15 protein-coding genes are annotated in these 18,396 nt (G+C 56.3%); 12 read left to right on the top strand and 3 right to left on the bottom strand.

Features of this window, described 5'->3' with window-relative positions; genetic code table 11:
• Positions 1–20 precede the first annotated feature (20 nt).
• Together ACYVHB_RS24430 and ACYVHB_RS24425 are read right to left on the bottom strand one after the other, a co-directional pair.
• Entirely contained in the window at positions 21–1,007 is a 987-nt protein-coding gene (locus ACYVHB_RS24430) for an aldo/keto reductase (RefSeq protein WP_461054437.1), read from the bottom strand.
• Positions 1,008–1,071: 64 nt separating this feature from the next.
• Positions 1,072–2,139: an Ldh family oxidoreductase gene (locus ACYVHB_RS24425; RefSeq protein ID WP_461054436.1), complete on the bottom strand. Its 1,068-nt coding sequence runs from the start codon at positions 2,137–2,139 to the stop codon at positions 1,072–1,074.
• Between the two features lie 109 nt (positions 2,140–2,248).
• Here ACYVHB_RS24425 and ACYVHB_RS24420 point away from each other — a divergent pair, with 109 nt between their 5' ends.
• The 3 genes from ACYVHB_RS24420 (at position 2,249) to ACYVHB_RS24410 (ending at position 5,863) form a co-directional block, all read left to right on the top strand.
• The gene (locus ACYVHB_RS24420) at positions 2,249–3,895 is read left to right on the top strand and encodes a DUF4139 domain-containing protein (protein WP_461054435.1); all 1,647 of its coding nucleotides are present in this window, start codon (positions 2,249–2,251) and stop codon (positions 3,893–3,895) included.
• A gap of 83 nt (positions 3,896–3,978) precedes the next feature.
• Positions 3,979–4,554, top strand: coding sequence for a hypothetical protein (locus ACYVHB_RS24415; protein ID WP_461054434.1), 576 nt, complete (start codon positions 3,979–3,981; stop codon positions 4,552–4,554).
• A 148-nt stretch (positions 4,555–4,702) separates the two neighbouring features.
• Complete coding sequence (locus ACYVHB_RS24410) at positions 4,703–5,863, top strand: glycerophosphodiester phosphodiesterase (RefSeq protein WP_461054433.1); 1,161 nt, start codon at positions 4,703–4,705, stop codon at positions 5,861–5,863.
• A 39-nt stretch (positions 5,864–5,902) separates the two neighbouring features.
• Here the strand turns inward: ACYVHB_RS24410 and ACYVHB_RS24405 are convergent, their stop codons facing one another.
• Positions 5,903–7,021: an NAD(P)/FAD-dependent oxidoreductase gene (locus tag ACYVHB_RS24405; RefSeq protein WP_461054432.1), complete on the bottom strand. Its 1,119-nt coding sequence runs from the start codon at positions 7,019–7,021 to the stop codon at positions 5,903–5,905.
• Between the two features lie 73 nt (positions 7,022–7,094).
• On the opposite strand from ACYVHB_RS24405, the gene ACYVHB_RS24400 reads away from it, so the two are divergent.
• The 9 genes from ACYVHB_RS24400 to ACYVHB_RS24360 all read left to right on the top strand — a co-directional run.
• Positions 7,095–9,059, top strand: a complete 1,965-nt coding sequence (locus tag ACYVHB_RS24400; protein WP_461054431.1) for a hypothetical protein — start codon at positions 7,095–7,097, stop codon at positions 9,057–9,059.
• A 55-nt stretch (positions 9,060–9,114) separates the two neighbouring features.
• On the top strand, positions 9,115–9,594 hold the full coding sequence (locus ACYVHB_RS24395; protein ID WP_461054430.1) for a Uma2 family endonuclease: 480 nt from the start codon (positions 9,115–9,117) through the stop codon (positions 9,592–9,594).
• A 25-nt stretch (positions 9,595–9,619) separates the two neighbouring features.
• Positions 9,620–10,642, top strand: coding sequence for an SPASM domain-containing protein (locus ACYVHB_RS24390; RefSeq protein WP_461054429.1), 1,023 nt, complete (start codon positions 9,620–9,622; stop codon positions 10,640–10,642).
• A gap of 173 nt (positions 10,643–10,815) precedes the next feature.
• Positions 10,816–11,598 (top strand): ParA family protein, encoded by a 783-nt coding sequence (locus ACYVHB_RS24385; RefSeq protein WP_461054428.1) that lies wholly within the window; start codon positions 10,816–10,818, stop codon positions 11,596–11,598.
• An 84-nt stretch (positions 11,599–11,682) separates the two neighbouring features.
• The gene (locus ACYVHB_RS24380; RefSeq protein WP_461054427.1) at positions 11,683–12,612 is read left to right on the top strand and encodes a ParB/RepB/Spo0J family partition protein; all 930 of its coding nucleotides are present in this window, start codon (positions 11,683–11,685) and stop codon (positions 12,610–12,612) included.
• A gap of 65 nt (positions 12,613–12,677) precedes the next feature.
• Entirely contained in the window at positions 12,678–13,427 is a 750-nt protein-coding gene (locus tag ACYVHB_RS24375; protein ID WP_461054426.1) for a DUF5683 domain-containing protein, read from the top strand.
• Positions 13,428–13,559: 132 nt separating this feature from the next.
• A complete protein-coding gene (gene dapB / locus ACYVHB_RS24370) occupies positions 13,560–14,306 on the top strand; it encodes a 4-hydroxy-tetrahydrodipicolinate reductase (protein ID WP_461054425.1) in 747 nt (248 codons plus the stop codon).
• Positions 14,307–14,411: 105 nt separating this feature from the next.
• The gene (gene lepB / locus ACYVHB_RS24365; protein ID WP_461054424.1) at positions 14,412–15,581 is read left to right on the top strand and encodes a signal peptidase I; all 1,170 of its coding nucleotides are present in this window, start codon (positions 14,412–14,414) and stop codon (positions 15,579–15,581) included.
• 191 nt (positions 15,582–15,772) lie between these two features.
• Positions 15,773–18,396, top strand: a 2,624-nt coding sequence (locus ACYVHB_RS24360; protein ID WP_461054423.1) for a fibronectin type III domain-containing protein, incomplete at its 3' end; no start/stop codon positions are given.

The following is an 18,396-nucleotide window of genomic DNA, read 5'->3' as shown; positions in this document are numbered from 1 at the left end:
CCAGCCACGGCAGCACCGCGTTACCACAGGTAATGAACTGGATTTTTGATACGCTTCTCGTAAGTGTATTTCACGGCGGCTACTTGCTCGGGCGTGGGCTCAGGGCGTTCGGCAGCCTGTAGATTGGACGTCAGATGCTCCGATTTCGATGCACCGGGAATGATGCAGCTCACGGCGTCGAAGGTTAAAATCCAGCGCAGGGCGTCGAGGGCTAAATTTTGGTTATCCGGGAAAGCGGCTTTCAGTTCGTCAACGGCGGCTAAACCAGTTTCATAGTCGACGCCCGAAAACGTTTCGCCCTTGTCAAAACCCGCCCCGTCGCGGTTGAAGTTGCGGTGATCTTCTTTCGAGAAGGTCGTGTCCCGGCTAAATTTGCCCGTCAGCAGGCCACTCGCCAGCGGCACCCGAACGATGATGCCCACGTCCCGGCGCTGGGCTTCGGTGAAAAACAACTCGGCGGGCCGTTGCCGGAACATATTGAAGATAATCTGCACAGTCGTTACGTTCGGGAACTCGATGGCCTTCAAGGCTTCTTCCACTTTCTCGACACTAACGCCCAAGTTCTGAACCTTGCCTTCGGCCTTCAGGCGGTCAAATTCCTCAAATATCTCCGGGCGGTAATACACCTCCGTGGGTGGGCAGTGCAGTTGAATCAGGTCCAGCGTTTCCAAACCCATATTGCGCAGACTGTTTTCCACAAATTTCCGCAGGGCAGCGGGCTGGTAGGCTTCGTTGACGTGTGGCTTCAACTGGCGACCGCATTTGGTGGCTACGTAGATGCGTTCCGACCGGGAGCGCACGAGCCGCCCCACAGCTTTTTCGCTTTCACCCTCACCATACACGTCGGCGGTGTCGATGAAGTTAATACCGCCGTCAACGGCCGCGTTGAGGATGCGGTCGGCGTTAGCGTGATTGAACGGATCACCCCATTTGCCGCCCACCTGCCAGGTACCCAAACTGATTTCGGAGACGTTAAAGCCTGTCTTACCGAGTCTTCGCTGTTGCATAAAGTTTATTCGTTACTGCGACTGATCACGCTACACAGTGGCAACCTCTATACGGACCGAAGGGTTACAAGTTTATTCCGAAACGTTCGCCCAACTCTTGTAAACTTTTCACCACCGGCTCCACCAGCGGAATACCCGTAGCCAGTCGGTCGGCTTCCATCATCCGTTCGGGATCGCCCGGAATCAGTACGCGCTGACCGAGAACCGCTTTGGCCTGCCGGAACCGTTGAATCCACGTGTCCATGTGGGCTTTGAACTCGTCGGCGGGCCGGAACGCGTCGATGCGCATCGCCCCAAAAAAATGGCCCGTCCCCTGCCCCACGCCTTCGTTGGCTTCCATGAACCCAGCCGTCGCAAAAGGCGGCACCCACGGGCCATAGTTAGCACCCGACAGCACCCCCGAAAAAATATCAACAATGGCCCCCAAGCCGTACCCTTTGTGGGAACCGTGTTCGCGGTCGGTGCCGAGGGGCAGCAGCGCTCCACCGTTGCGGATGGCGTTGGCATCGGTTGTTGGCCCACCGTCGGCATCCTGCGCCCAGCCTTCGGGAATACCCTGACCCTTGCGTTGCAGAATTTCGAGTTTACCGTAAGCCACCGCCGTCGACGCAAAATCAGCCAGAAATGTCGGCTCGGTAGCCGCCGGAATCGCCACGGCAATGGGATTCGTACCGAGCATTTTTTCCAGCGAAAACGTGGGGGCCACCAGCGGGGCCGCGTGAGTCATGGCCTGACCGATCATGTCGTGCTCAGCCGCCAGCAGCGCGTGGTAGCCCGCAATGCCGAAGTGATTAGAGTTACGCACGGCCACCCAGCCCGTTCCGGCAACACGGGCCTTTTCGATAGCAACCTGCATGGCCCAGGGTCCAACCACGAGACCGAGACCCTGATCTCCGTCGACAACGGCAGTGGACGGTGTTTCGTGAACAACGCGAATGCGGGGCTGAGGATTGATGCGGCCATTGTCGTAGAGCCGGACGTAACCGGGCAGGCGGGCCACGCCGTGCGAATCGACCCCACGCAGGTCAGCGGAGACGAGCACATCGGCGGCCAGCCGGGCGTCGGTTTCGGAGCAGCCGATGGCAATGAATATCTGTTCGGTGAATTGGCGGAGTTGGGGAGCGGTGATCATAGACGCAAAAGTAATTGTCAATTAGTTGCCCACGGATTTATTCATGGGCAGTCATTTAAACGAATTACCACCGGATGGGGTCTATGCACTAACGTACTCCCCCATTCAAATGACTCGATTGCTCCCGGCACTATTCATTGCCATCCTATTTTTTCAGGTTACCACCATTGCCCAGGTCAGCCGCGATCAGGCCGACGACGAGCAGCGCGTTCAGGCCACGCTCCGACAGGCAACAGTGTTCCTGACCCGCGCCCAACTGTCGGCCCGCGCCACGGCCACCGTTGATGCGGGCACCACCCGGCTCATTATCGACAACGCGCCCGCCCAAACCGACCCGCAGAGCATTCAGGTGTCGGGCAGGGGCGACGCCGTTATTCAGGGCGTTCAGTTCCGTACCAATTTTCTGACCAAAGCCACCAAACCAGTCTCACTGCAACGGCTGGAGGATTCGCTGAAAATTAACCGCGAAGCCCTCGAAGCAATGGCCGTGCAGGAAGAGGTGTTGCTGGAAGAGAAGAAACTCATTTTAGCCAATAAGCAGGTTGGCGGCAAAGACGCGGGTGCAACCGTGAAGCAGATCGCCGACATGGCCGCATTCTACCGCGACCGGCTCACCAAAATTGGCCAGGAAATGCTCGTGCTGACGCGCCGGATGGTAGAACAGAAAAAGCGGGTGGACCGGCTCGACGCGCAGGTGAGAGAGCAAAACGCCAAACGCGAACAACCGGTGGGCGAAATAGAAGTGACGCTCACCGCCCGCAGCCGCACCACCATTGAGATGGATCTCAGCTACGTGGTTCGTAATGCAGGCTGGACACCCATCTACGACGTTCGGGTGCGCGATACAAAAGGTGCGGCTTCGCTGGCCTACAAAGCCCAGGTCTATCAGAATACAGGCTTCGACTGGCAGAACATCCGCCTGACACTCTCCACCGCGAACCCCGCCCTGCCCGGCTCACAACCGGAGTTAAGCACTGATTACGTGAGTTTCTATGAGCCGAAACCGCCGGTTTTGTATCAGCAGCGGGACGTAAGCACGGCGTATAATTCGCGGGCCAAAGCCACCGTGAGCGCTCCCGAAGCCAGTGCCGCTGCTCCCGCGCCTAATCTGGAAAACACCGCCGATGTGACGCAGGCCGTTGACCAGCCAACCAACGTCAGTTTTGTGATTGCCCTTCCGTACACGATTCTGACCAACGGTCGTCCTCAGTTGGTGGATATTCAAACCAGCGATTTGCCCGCTACCTACCGCTACGAACTGACGCCCAAGCTCGAGACCGACGCGTTTCTGACGGCGCAGATTACGGGCTGGGACAAGCTGAACCTGCTCAACGGCGTAGCCCGGATTTATTTCGAGGGGACGTTTGTGGGTGAATCGCGGGTGAGTCTGACCGAAGCGAAAGACACCCTGTCGCTGTCGTTGGGGCGCGATAAACGCATCATTGCCAAACGTGAACAGATCGAAGACCTCAACAGCCGGAAATCCGTTGGCAGCAACCAGCGCGAAGGCCGGGCGTACCGGATCAGCCTGCGCAACACCCGCCCCGAACCCGTCAGCCTGACGCTCTACGACCAGATTCCCGTCTCGACCGACAGCCGCATCGAGGTCTCGCTCACCGACGCGGGCGGGGCTGAACTAAACCCAGAAACTGGTAAACTGACCTACCGGTTGACGCTGAAACCCAATGAAAGCCGTGCGCTGACGTTCCGTTACGAAGTAAAGTACCCTAAAGGGCGCACGCTGGCGCAGCAATAAGCCGTTAACGTTTGTTAAGAAACAAAGCCGGTGATTTTGGGCTTACTTTACCCAAAATCACCGGCTTTGCCCGTTTTTAGCTTATGCGTTTCCGAAACTATTTGTTCCTCGTCGGTCTATTTCTACCTTCATTAACTCACGCCCAACCCCGCGATACGCTCACAACCGAGCAGCTTTTGCAGCGCCGGGGTACCGCCTACTCGGCCCTGCTCCGCCCCTCGCGCTACCTCGCCCTCGACGTAAACCACACACTGGGCGGCTTCCACCGGTACCGTTTTTTTGAGGGTGACGAGATTCATTTCAAAGCGCAGGGTCAGAAATATCGCGAACAACTCTACGACGTCACCGACAGTACATTTAGCGTTCTGATGGCCAACGAGGTGATGAACCGCGACGAGCCGGTGACGTTCAGGATCAGTGACGTTCAGCGTTTCTACCTGCACCGCCGGATTCCGTTCGTGACGGCGGCTGGCAACCTGTTTCCCATCGCCGGAGCGGTTTATCTGATCGCGGATGTGGTCAATCAGGGCGGGCTTTACCGCAATGTCCTGCCCGTTGTGGGCACACTGGTGTTGAGTGGCGTGCTGTTCAACCGGCTGAGTAACCCGCGCTACAAACTCAACAAAAACCACCGGCTGAAGGTGTTACGGACGTATTGATGGAGTAAGAGCGGTGGTTTTTCACTTGTTACGGCGGCCTACGCCCGTAAGTGCTCCATTAAATACAGTTAATAATTCCATAATCCGTTCGCAACAAATTGTAACTGGAACAACCTGATCTTTATGGCCAATCATACCCCCATTGCTCATGAAGAACGTTCCTCTACTCTCCCTTTCATTCCTACTCCTGATGGCATCCTGTTCGGATCACAGAAACCCGGAGGGACAAGCGTACAAAACCCTGACCGGTCAGCGCCCCTTGGTTATTGGTCACCGGGGAGCGTCGGGTACGCTGCCGGAGCACACCCTCGAATCTTACCGGCTGGCGATTGAACAGGGGGCCGATTTCGTCGAACCCGACTTGGTGGTCACCAAAGATGGGGTGCTGATCTGCCGACACGAACCAATGCTGTCTGGTACGACCGACGTCTCGGAACGGCCAGAGTTTGCCAACCGTAAGACAAAAAAGTTGCTGGACGGCTTCGAGGTTGAGGATTGGTTTGCGAGCGATTTCACCCTGGCCGAAATTAAAACGCTGCGGGCGAAGCAGGCTTTCGCGGAGCGGTCGCAGCAGTTCAATGGGCTGTATCTGATCCCTACGTTTCAGGAAATGATCGATCTGGTAAAAACGGAATCCACCAACAGAGGACGGCAGGTCGGTATTTACCCAGAAACCAAGCACCCCACGTTTCACGAGAATCTGGGTTTAGCCATTACGGACAAGCTGCTCGCCACACTGACTGCTGCGGGCTGGAACTCGAAAGAGGCACCGGTGTACGTGCAGTCGTTTGAAGTGTCTAACCTCCAGTACGCCCGGACGAAGTCGACGGTTAAACTCGTTCAGCTTTTCGACGCCTACGACGTTGACCGGAACGGCAACCTGCTCATGGACCTGCCCAACGGAAAGCCGTATGATTTTGTGGTTAAAGGAGATCCCAGAACTTACAACGACCTGGCGAACGATGCCGGGCTGGATTTTATCAAAACCTACGCGGACGGCATCGGCCCCTGGAAACCGTATATCCAGCCTTACACGTTCGCGGATGCCAACAACGACGGCAACCCGGACGACATTAACTCGGATGGCCGAACGACGGATCAGGACTACACCAAACTACCGGCCACTACCCTGATTGAGCGGGCGCATCAGCGGGGCCTGTTGGTTCACGCCTACACCTTCCGGGACGAGTTGCGCCGGTTGCTGAGCGACTACAACAATGACCCGCGGGCGGAGTACAAAAACATCTACGACCTGGGCGTAGACGGTGTCTTCAGTGACTTCCCGGCTACGGCTATTTCGGCCCGGTAAGCAGTGGATTGGCTCGACAACTGTCGTTAAACTACCTGTTCAATTACTAATCACTTCCCCGTGCGTTTGCCGCATTACCGTCCGTAACGCGGGTTTGAACGCACCAAACGCCCACGCACCCGCTTCGGTTAGCCACGGTTTGCCGAATAGTTTCTGCACCGTACGACCTACCCACAGCCGCCGGGCAAACCGCTCCGACCATCCCCGTTGATACTGGCCTTCCAACTCGGCACGGGTGAGTTGATTCCGCAAAAATGCGCTTGACAGTTCACTGACCAACTTGGCTCCGTGAATGGCCATTGCCATACCGTTGCCGCAAAGGGGCGTAATCAGACCCGCCGAATCGCCCGCCATCAGCACGTGATTTTCGACGGCCTGCTTGGGTGCAAACGATATTTCGTTAATGACTTCGGGCTTCTCGTATAGGAATTCTGCCGTCGAAAATAAAGATTTCAAGTGCGGGTTTTGGTGCAGAATGGCCCGTTCCATGTCGGAAATGTTGCCATGTCGTCGCAGATTTTCGCGCGTTGTCAGGTAGCAGACGCAGTATTTGCCGCCCTCAATGGCTGACATCCCGCAGTAACCATCCGAAAAATTATGCAGGGCAATGACATCGTCCGGCAGATCGACCCGAACGTGGTATTTAACGCCCACATAGGGCGATGGCTGACGCGTAAACGCCCGGTTGAGCGATTTATCCAATTTTGAACGTTTGCCGAAGGTGCCGAGTACCAACCGGCTGGTCAGCGTAGCACCATCGCTGAGTGTAACGGCGAACTGATCATTGGCAAACTGGACGTTATCGACCGATTTGCCCAGCCGAAAATCTACCCCAGCCGCCAAGCCAAGCTGATACAGTTCGTAGTCGAGTACGTAGCGGCTGATGCCGAAACCACCTAAATCCAGCTTGCTTTCGAGCAGCCGTCCCGACGGAGCCGACACCTGAAACCGGCGAATGTCGGCTGCACCCAGACCTGCCAGATCGACACCCAGCGACTCAATATACCGCTTAACCTCGTTGGAGACGTACTCCCCGCATACTTTGTGAAACGGGTAGGTTTTTCGCTCCACGAGCGTGACCGCGTGGCCTGCCCGCGCCAGTTCCAGCCCACTCACCAGACCGGCCAGTCCTCCGCCAATGATAATAACATCCTGCATACGTAGTGAACGGTAAACTTTGCCAACAGGCTAAAGGTTGGCAAAGTTTATGAGGGTCGTGTACATTTGCCCCATGCCGATAACCTTCATTGATCTGCTGACCGACTGGCAGCAAAACAGCTATCGCTACACCGACGCCTACCAATCAGGCCGCTCGTCGTTCGTGGCGACCCTGTTGCCCCAGACAGCCGTACAGTTTGGCGTCTACCAAACGCTGGAGATGCTGCACAAACGGCTCGGTAACGACGCGATCCGCCGGGCATTGAACCCCAACGAAACCATTGACAGTCCCGCAAAAGGCCAACCCGACGGTTCGTGGCTGAAGCGGAGCAATATGGCAGGTATCAACGTTCGCACGATTGGGTCGTTCTGGAACGTGGTCAACTACGCCCTTACCCTACCCGCCAGCCACGACAGCATTCACCTGCTGCCCATCTGGGAACCGGGCGTTGTGGGCAGTTTATACGGCATGGTGAGCTGGCAAATCAACGCCGAATTCTTCGACCGGAGCCTCGCTCAGTTCGTGCCTGGCTTGGACACGGTCGAGAAACAGTTGAAAGTCGTTGTCAATCTGCTTCATGCGATGGGACGTACTGTTGGCATGGACGTTATTCCGCACACCGACCGCTTCTCGGAGATGGTGCTAACCTGCCCGTCGCTCTTCGAGTGGGTACACCGCGACGGTCCCAAAATTATCGACCATACCAGCACCGTGTACCGGTACGTTGAGGAAGCCATCTGGCAGTTTTTGAAGTACCACGGCGCGGCCGACGGAACGCCCCTGACATTTGGCAAAGACGTTTTCTTTTCAACAGAAATTCCTATTCTGACCGACAGCCATCGCCATCGCATTCTGTTTGGCTATCCGCAGGACTTCCGGGGGAGACTGCGTCGGCGGGTCGATCTGATCCGGCACCTGACGGCGCAGGGTCTGGAAACGCTGCCGATGACGATGGCCCCGCCCTACCGCGCCCTGCACATTGACCCCGACGATTTCGTGACCGATGAATACGACCAGATCTGGTATCAGTACGCGTTCGACAAACCACAGGCAATGTCGCGGGTGTTTGGGCCGCTGGCGCGGTATCGGTTCTACGAGTCGAAAGACAACAATCAGCAGTGGGAACTGGATTTCGAGCGGCCCAATTACCCCGCCTGGGCGTACATGGGCCAGAACGTGTACGACTGCCAGCGGGCCTACAACTTCGACTTCATGCGGGGCGACATGGCTCACGTGCAAATGCAGCCGGAAGGCGTACCGGCCACAATCGGCGACTATTATGATCCGCTGCGGTTCATCAAACGCTACGTTCAGGACAAGGGTGTTACGCATTTCGCTTTCTTCGCCGAGACGTTTTTGGCCCCACCCGACACAATGGGATACGGCGACGAAGATGACCATCTCGATGCCATCGAAGCCGATTCGACACTGGGCGATTTGCAGTCGCTGGGGGTTGGGTCGGACGAGTTCAAAAGGCAGTTCGCCCGCTATGACCAACTACGACGGACGCGCCGGTTTGCCCCTAACTTCACGGTGATGACGGCCGATAAAGACGATCCGCGCTTTGATGAATTCTACCGAACGGGCAACCTGTTTCGGTATTTCACGGCCCTGTTCCTGACTGATATGCCCAGCTACGTCGGGCTGGGATTTGAAGTGCGTAACCTTCACGAAACACGCGGGGCCAACGAAGAGTACACCAAACTCTACGTGTTTGACATCGGTGACGACCGGCAACCCGACAAGGTGACGCACGGCCCATTTGTATGGGGTCAGAACGCCGAACAGTTCGCAGCCATCGGACGGATGCGCACTTTTGCCGAGAGCATCTGGCCTGAAGTCGTTGGCAAAGAAACGCGCTGGCTCGTGGCACCAGACACGGCGGGTTATAACTACATCGTCTGGGCGCATACCGAACCGACCGGCTACGTATTTGCCGCCAGTATGAGCGGAGAACTGCCCGAAATAGTGCCCGGTGTTGACGGGGAAACCGTCGTTTTTGAAGAAGCAGGGTACCGGATTTATAGGCTGCTATAGATTGCCCGCTCGAACGGTTTTCGTTATATTTCAGAAAATTAAATCAGTCAACAAAATGGAAGCAGTTGTTGAGCAGCCCGTTCTGACGGATTACGAAATAGAGAGAGGGAAACCCATGCCCAGTTTTAATCACGCTATTATTCAAGCCAGAATTTCGCAGCAGTTATTAAACGGTTATGAAGACCAGTTTACCGTTGGTAGCGAAATGTCGTTGATAAGCACCACGCCACCGACCGTTCCTGATCTGAGCATATTTCCCGAAGCGCCCATAAACTGGCTACAGGATGAGATCAAAGTAGACCGTGTGCCGCTAACCGTCGTTGAGATCATGTCGCCATCCCAAACCGTAACCGAGCTGACCGACAAAGCCAGATTATTTTTCGGCACAGGCGTAAAGTCATACTGGCTGGTGCAGCCGACGTTCCGCTCGGTCGTGATTCTCCAACCCAACGCCGACGAACTGGTTTTCCATAACGACGTTCTCACCGACCCAACCAACGGCATTTCGATTGATTTGAAAAAAGTATTTCGGTAGAACAGACGACGCGTACCATTATCAAATGAACCGCAACCTCTTCGACGGCCTTAACTTCGCTTCCAAACTGACACCCAAACGCGTAGCCAACGCGCTGAAGGTGGTCTATAGCTATTACGAGTCACGGCGCACGGGCAAACCCGTGCCACGCGGCCTGCCAATGTCGGTGTCGTTTGAGCCGACGACGAGTTGCAACCTGCGCTGCCCCGAATGCCCGAGCGGTTTGCGGTCCTTCACGCGCCCAACGGGGATGCTCGGCGAGGACCTTTACAAACGCACAATCGACGAACTGCACGAAACGCTGCTGTACCTGATCTTTTACTTCCAGGGTGAGCCGTATCTGCATCCGCAATTTCTGGACCTGGTCCGCTACGCCACCGACCGCAACATCTACACCGCCACCAGCACCAACGCCCATTATCTCACCGACGCCAACGCCCGCAAAACGGTGGAGTCGGGGCTAGACCGGCTCATTATCAGCATCGACGGCACCACTCAGGAAACGTATGAACAATATCGGATTGGCGGAAAACTCGAAAAGGTGCTGGAAGGCACGAAAAACATCCTGCGCTGGAAAAAAGAGTTAAAATCCCGGACGCCCCACGTCGTGTTTCAGTTTCTGGTGGTGAAGCCCAATCAGCACCAGATCGCCGAAGTTCGGCAACTTGCCCGTGATCTCGGCGTGGATGAAGTAGGCTTAAAAACGGCTCAGATTTACGACTACGAACACGGCTCCGACCTGATACCAACCCTGGACCAGTATAGCCGCTACGCCCCGCAGGCCGATGGCACCTACCAGATTAAGAACGGCTTCGGCGATCACTGCTGGAAAATGTGGCACTCCTGCGTCATCACTTGGGACGGACTGGTGGTGCCGTGCTGCTTCGACAAAGACGCGCACCACCGCATGGGCGATTTACAAACCCAATCCTTCACCGACCTCTGGCATGGTCCGGCTTATCAAGACTTCCGGCAGACCCTACTCCGCTCCCGCTCCGAAATTGAGATGTGCAAAAACTGCACCGAAGGCACGCAGGTGTGGGCCTGAGCTAATTAGTGAATGAGTGAATTGGCGAATGAGCGAATAGCTGGCCGCACCGGCGGACCGGCATTCAACCATTCACTCACTCGCCAATTCACTCATTCGCTCATTATACCCCGTGAAACATTTTGGATTCGTGGAAACTAACCGGCATCTTTGGGACTGCAACGCACAGACCCATGGGTAAAGTCATTGCTATCGCCAACCAAAAAGGGGGCGTCGGTAAAACTACAACAACCATCAATTTAGCCGCCAGTTTGGCCGCCCTCGAATTTCGAACGCTCATCGTTGATGCTGACCCGCAGGCCAACTCAACGTCGGGACTGGGGTACAACCCCAAAGAAATTGAGAACAGCATTTACGAGTGTATGGTCGAGGGGGTTCGCCCACACGACGCCATCATTCAAACGGAATTTCCGAACCTGAATCTGCTTCCCTCGCACATCGACCTCGTTGGGGCCGAGATTGAGATGATCAACCTTCAGAATCGGGAAGACAAGATGAAAAACGCGCTCGACAGCATCCGCGACGAGTACGATTTTATCATCATCGACTGCTCCCCGTCATTGGGTCTGATTACCATCAATAGCCTGACGGCGGCTGATTCGGTCATCATTCCGGTACAGTGCGAGTATTTTGCGCTCGAAGGCTTAGGGAAGCTGCTCAATACCATCAAAATTATCCAGTCGCGGCTCAACACGAACTTAGCCATTGAAGGTATTCTGCTCACAATGTATGATTTACGGGTGCGGCTGTCGAACCAGGTAGTCGGCGAAGTGACGACTCATTTTCAGCAAATGGTGTTCAGCACGATCATTCCGCGCAACATTCGCCTGAGTGAATCGCCCAGTTTCGGCGTTCCCGCTTTGGCACAGGACGCCGACAGCAAAGGAGCCGTCAGTTACCTGAACTTAGCCCGTGAGATTTTGATCAAAAACGGCCTGATGCCTCAGGAAGCCTAACTTATGTATGATGTAGTATGTATGATATAGCTGTGCTTTAAGGCTGTAATATATACTACATCATATATCATACATACTTGTCTTATGGACAACGCGAACACCAAAGCACCGAATAATAAGAAGATGATTGGACTGGGCCGTGGCTTGGGTGCGCTGCTGCACGATAGCGACGCGGTGAACCGGCAAACGAAAACGTCGCCCTTCGAGACCATCAGCACGATGAGTGAGATTGGGCTGTCGCTGATCGAAACCAATCCATTCCAGCCCCGGACGCGCTTCGACGAGGAAGCGCTTCAGGAGTTGGCCGACTCCATTCGTACGCAGGGTATTATTCAGCCCATCACCGTGCGGCAGTTAGGCAAAGAACGTTACCAGCTCATTGCGGGCGAACGGCGCTTACAAGCCTCTAAAATTGCTGGGCTGACCCATATTCCGGCTTACGTTCGCACGGCCAACGACCAGCAAATGCTGGAAATGGCCCTGATTGAGAACATTCAGCGCGAAAACCTCAACGCCATCGAAATTGCGCTGAGCTACCAGCGGCTCATTACCGAGTGTAGCCTAAAGCAGGAGGAGTTGGGCGAACGCGTCGGCAAGAACCGAACAACGGTCAACAACTACATCCGACTGCTGAAACTGCCGCCCGTGATTCAGGCATCCCTGCGCGACAACAAAATTTCGATGGGCCACGCCCGCGCCATCATCAACATCGACAACCCGGACCAGCAAATTCGGCTCTTTAACCGGACCGTTGATGAGGAATGGTCGGTGCGCAAGGTTGAAGAAGCGGTGCGAAACCTCGGCGACGAAGCCGACGAACCCACGGCTTCGACCCGGCGTGTAACGCTGCCCAAGCAGGAAATGCGGAGCCTGCAGTTTAAGCTGTCGTCGCTGTTCGGCACAAAAGTTTCAATCAAAGCCGACGAAAAACACAAGGGCGAAATCAAAATTCCGTTTACTACTCAGGAAGAGTTAACCAAAATCCTGGAAGTGCTGAACTCGCAGACTCAATAGTGTTAACGTATCTTAAACGAGCAGGCGGGTACGCACAACGAGGGAGGACCGGGCGTTACTCGGGGATGAAACAACTCATTCTCTTTATCGGAGTCGTCTGTTTGTTGGTCGTGTCAATCCGGTCTTCGTTTGCTCAAAATCCGGCCCTTGTTCCAGCCATTACCCCGGTAACTGTCGATTCAACCCGGCAATCGCGCTCAGCAGCGGACACAATTCCACCAACGGTTCAGCGTAATGGGATACGAGTCAGCACCGGCGTGTCACCGGCTACTGAAGGTTCGCTGAGTAGTGAGGGGACAACCGAGGTATCGCCGAAGCAGGAAGCCGCGATCCGAAAAATCATCCCCCGTCAGGCTACCCTCCGGTCGTTGATGCTGCCCGGCCTGGGACAGGCCTACAATGGCCAATACTACAAAATACCATTTATCTACGGGGGGTTTGGGGCCATTGGCTACTTCTTTGTTCGCTACCGACGCCTGTCCCGCGAAGCGGCAACCGGTTATCGTCGTTTACTCTACGGCGATGTTACGCCCAGCGACACAATTCCAGTGACGGAGGTGCTCATTAACGGAAGTGTGTTCCGGCGGGCGACGCAGGCGAAAGCAGCTTATGACTTCTACCGTCGCTACCGGGATTTGAACGTTATTCTGGCAGTTGTCATATACGCCGTCAACGCAGTGGAAGCCAACGTAGCGGCCCATCTGAAAACATTTGATTTATCCGACGACATTTCGATGCGCATCGAACCAACCGTGTTGCCCATGCCCGGAACCGGTCTCGTGCCAGGCATTCGGGTCGCGTTGACGTTTAAATAATGTTCGTGGCTTGTAGTTTGTGCGGTTCCCCGCCGGGATTTGTAGTTGGCTGACGCATGAGTTTGATGCGTCAGCCAACTACAAATCCCGGCGGGGAACCGCACAAACTACAAGCCACCAAACCAAAGGAACATGAACATTCTCCTCCTCGGCTACGGCAAAATGGGTAAGACCATTGAGCAGACTGCGCTCGAACGGGGTCACCAGATTGCCGGGCGCATTACCATCGACAACGTCGCCGATCTGGACCAAATTCAATCGAGTGATGTCGATGCGGTAATTGAGTTTAGCTCGCCCGAGTCGGCCGTCGCTAATCTAACGCACTGCTTTGAGCGCGGCTGGCCGGTGGTTTGCGGCACAACGGGCTGGCTTAGTCATCGTGCCGACGTAGAAGCGCTTTGCCGGGAAAAGAACGGCGCTTTTTTTTACGCATCTAATTATAGTATCGGTGTCAACCTGTTTTTTCGGTTGAACAAAACGCTGGCGCAATTCATGCGCAACTACCCGTCGTATCAGGTGTCGATGACCGAGATTCATCATACCGAAAAAAAGGACGCGCCCAGTGGTACGGCCATTACGCTCGCCGAAGGCGTGCTGGAGCAGCTACCCCACAAACGCCGGTGGGCTGTGACTGAACCGGGCGGCAAATCGGTGGACGCGGCCGACCAAGATGTCATTGAAATTGAGTCGCTGCGCGAAGAAACCGTACCCGGCACGCACACCGTTCGTTACGACTCGGTCGTTGACCGGATCGAAATTTCGCACGTAGCGCACAGCCGGGAAGGGTTCGCACTTGGTGCCGTCATTGCCGCCGAGTGGCTCATTGACCGCGAAGGCGTATTTGGCATGGATGATCTGCTGGGAAGTGATGACCGCTGAGCGATACGTGACGAACGGTTGCGTTACAGCCGCGCATCTTTCGTAACTTCGCGGTTTGCCACCAAAATGACATTTCTTAGTCACTAATTTATAGCCGACGATCCTGTGGAAGTAAGAACAAAAGCTGTAACCAGACCAGCTAAGTCCCAAAAGTCACCTATTCGCGAGTGGTTCGATTCTGTTCTGTTCGCCGTTGTAGCGGCCACGCTTATCCGATGGCTGTTTATGGAAGCGTTCACGATTCCGACGCCCTCCATGGAAAACAGCCTGATGGTCGGTGATTTCCTGTTTGTCAGTAAGCTGCACTACGGCACCCGGACGCCCCGGACACCCCTTCAGGTGCCGCTCACGCACCAGAAAATCTGGGGAACCGACATTCCGTCCTACAGCACGGCCATCCAACTGCCCTCCTACCGGTTGCCCGGTTTCACGCACGTCAAAAATGGCGATGTGGTCGTGTTCAACGTGCCGCCCAGGTACCTCAATGACAACATCGACTACCCCGTTGATTTGAAAACCAATTATATTAAGCGGTGCATCGGTATTCCCGGCGACGTGCTGGAAGTGCGTCAGCGCGAGGTATTCATCAACGGCAAGCCGTTTCCGACTCCGCCCCGTGCAGAGCAGAAATACTTTATTAAAACGGCGGAGGTGCTCGATGCGGCCTTCTTCCGCAAGTATGACATCGTCAATGACTACCGCGACCCCAGCCAGCCAACCGAAAACTGGAAGCCTTTAGAGCAATATAACGACTCGACCAAGTCAGCGACGATGGTTGGTTACAGCATTAACACGACGGAGGACGTTATTGCTAAATTTAAGGACTTCGACTGGGTGAAGGGCATCGAACCCATGATGGACAAGCCCGGTGAAACGGGGGCAAGCATCTACGGCACACCAGCGTTCAAGTGGAACCACGACAATTTTGGGCCGATTACCATCCCGAAAAAAGGCGTGTCGATTTCCATCAATGCCCAGACCCTTACGCTCTACGGGCCAGTGATCGAACTGTACGAGAACAATGCCGCCGTAGTCAGAACGGACACGAGTATCAGCATTGGTGGCAAAGCGATCACGTCCTATACGTTCAAGCAGGATTACTACTTTATGATGGGCGACAACCGCGACAACTCGCTCGATTCGCGGTTTTGGGGTTTCGTACCTGAAGATCACATTGTGGGCAAAGCCGTGTTTGTGTGGATGTCACTTGACCCAAATCCGGCCAACATCTGGAACAAAATTCGGTGGAACCGGCTGTTCAGAACTATTGACTGATTGAACCGAGTTCTGCATAGTGAGCCGGTTAGTTGACTCGTAGACATACGTTCGGCTAACCGGCTTTTTTGGCTCCATAGTCCAAAATAGTAGCTGCCGATTAAGTAGTTAGTTGAATTAGGCACGAGTCATGGCCGGAGACAATACGGTTTTAAGAGGTGAAATCGTTGTACTACAAATGTCTTAAGTCTATGCGATTTATATACTCAGTTGCCGTGTTCAGCGTCTTCGCAGGAGCCGTTCTGTGGCCTGCTCTGAGCCAGGCTACCCACGTGCGGGCGGGCGAGATTACCACCCGGCGCACCTCCGAAACATCACTCACCTACGAGATCACTCTTACTGCTTACTACGATGAAACACCCAAAGGACGGCAGGCAGCCGCCGAAGGAGCGGACGAATACACCATTTGTTTCGGCGATGGCACCACGCAGGTGGTTCGGCGTGACCCCAAACGATTCATCAACGGAGGTACCTCGTCAATAAACACCTACCGGGTCACCCACACCTACCCCGGACCCGGTGCTTATACCATCTCGGTTGCCATTCCGAACCGGAACGAAAACACGAAGAATTTGCCCCCGCCTGACCGGTCTGACGACATCATATTTTACGTGTCGACGACAATCTTCATCAACCAAGGCCTGGGCCTCAACTCCACCCCCCGCCTGCTCAACACACCCCTCGACTCGGGACGCGTCGGCCAGCGCTTCTGCCACAACCCGGCCGCCTTCGACCCCGACGGCGACTCGCTTGCCTACCGACTGAGCGTACCACAAGAGTTGATTGGCACGTCGGGTTGCCGGGGCCGGGCGATCCCCGCCTACCAGGACCCCACCCGCTTCAGCACCGTCAACGAGGCCGGTGCCCCCACCCCTACCTTCGCCATCGACGCCCGCACGGGTGAGCTGTGCTGGGACGCCCCCGGCCAGGAGGGCCAGTATAACTTCGCCTTCATCGTTGAGGAGTGGCGCAATGGAGTGCTCATTGGCGAGGTCACCCGCGACATGCAGATCATCGTCCTCGACCAGCCCAACAAACGGCCCCTCATCGCCCCCCTACCCGAACTGTGCGTGGTGGCCGGTACGCTCATCAACCAGCCCATACAAGCTACCGACCCCGATGGCAACCGCGTGCTGATCTCGGCCTTTGGGGGCGTCTTCAACGTAGGACCCGACGGTCAGCCCCTGCCTCCCGGACAACTGGTGCCCCCGGCCTTCGCCCGCCTGACGGGTGGGGGCAGTGTAACCAGTCCCTTAACGCAGCCCGCCACGGCGAGCTTTGTGTGGCAGACGGGCTGCGAGCAGTTGCGGCTGGCACCCTATGATGTGACCCTGAAGGTGACCGACGTACCGGCGCGGGGCATCACCCCGTTGGTTTCCTTCCAGACCCTGCGCATCCGGCTGATTGGTCCACCGGTGCAGAACCTGAGCGCTCGCCCCACGGCCACCGCCAACGGGCGGGCCATCCAGTTGCGCTGGACGGCCTACACTTGTGCGCCCCGCACTGATCGCGACACGACCAGTCTGCTCATTTATCGCAAAGAAGGCTGTGCGCCCTTCACTCCCGAGGCTTGCGAAACGGGCCTGCGTCCCGGTTTGGGCTACCAGTTGGTGGGGCGGGTGGGAGCGGGCGCTACCAGCTTCATCGACACCTCAGCACTGAGCCGGGGAGTGTCCTACTCCTATCGCATCGTAGCCCAATACCCTGACCGCTCAGGCAACTTGAACGGGGGTGTTAGTGTGACCTCCCAGCAGGCTTGTGTGGAACTACCCCGGCTGGCCCCGGTACTCACTCAGGTAACGGTTGACAGCACCAATGCGCAGCGCGGGCAAATCACCGTGCGCTGGAGCCGCCCCATCGGCCTACAGGCGGGTGATTTGGGTGGCCCCTACCAGTACCGTCTGGAGCGAGCCACCGGTCAGACGGGCACCAACTGGACGCCCTTAGCTACCATCAACACCAGCCTCACGCCCGGCGCAGCAGACACGGTCTACATTGACCGGGGCAGTTCGGCGCAGCCATTGAACACGGAGGCCGAAGCCTACCGCTACCGGCTGGGCTTCTATTACACGGACCCCACGACGGGCCAATTGACGCGGCTCGACATCACCGACCCGGCTTCGAGTGTGCGTCTGACCGCCATGGCCGCTCAACGGCAGGTGCGTTTGAGCTGGGCGGCTACTGTGCCCTGGTCCAACGACAATCAGACCCACACCGTCTTCCGATCCCGCACCGGACCCAACGGCCCTTTCAATGCCATTGCTGATGTGCCCGTGAGGGGACCCGAATCGTACACCTACGTTGACACCGGAGGAGATACGTTTCTGGCTGATGGCAACACGAGCCGGGTGCTGTCGGCCGACTCAGCCTACTGCTACCGGGTGCTGACCAGGGGGACCTACGCCGATCCCACTCTGGCGGGATTGGGGGCGGGGGGCCTTCTGCTTAACTACAGCCAGATCCAGTGTGCTACCCCCACCGATACGGCCCGACCCTGCCCCCCCCAACTGGGCCTGGATAGCCTCAACTGCGCCAGCCTGACCACCGAGAGCCTCTGCAACCAGACCAGCTTCACCAACACCCTGCGCTGGCAACCCACCACTGGACCCGCCTGCGACCCCAACATTGCCGCCTACCGGCTCTACTACAGCCGCTACCAGACCGACTCCCTGACAGCCCTCACCACCGTAGCCGCCCCTACCACCAGCTTCGCCCACTCCAGCCTGAGCACCGTCGCCGGCTGCTACTACGTGACGGCCCTCAGTGGCCGGGGCATCGAGAGCCGACCCTCCAACCGGGTCTGCCAGGAGGCCTG

It is taken from the genome of Spirosoma arcticum, from assembly GCF_054779955.1.
This window is presented reverse-complemented; position numbering and strand designations above follow the sequence as displayed.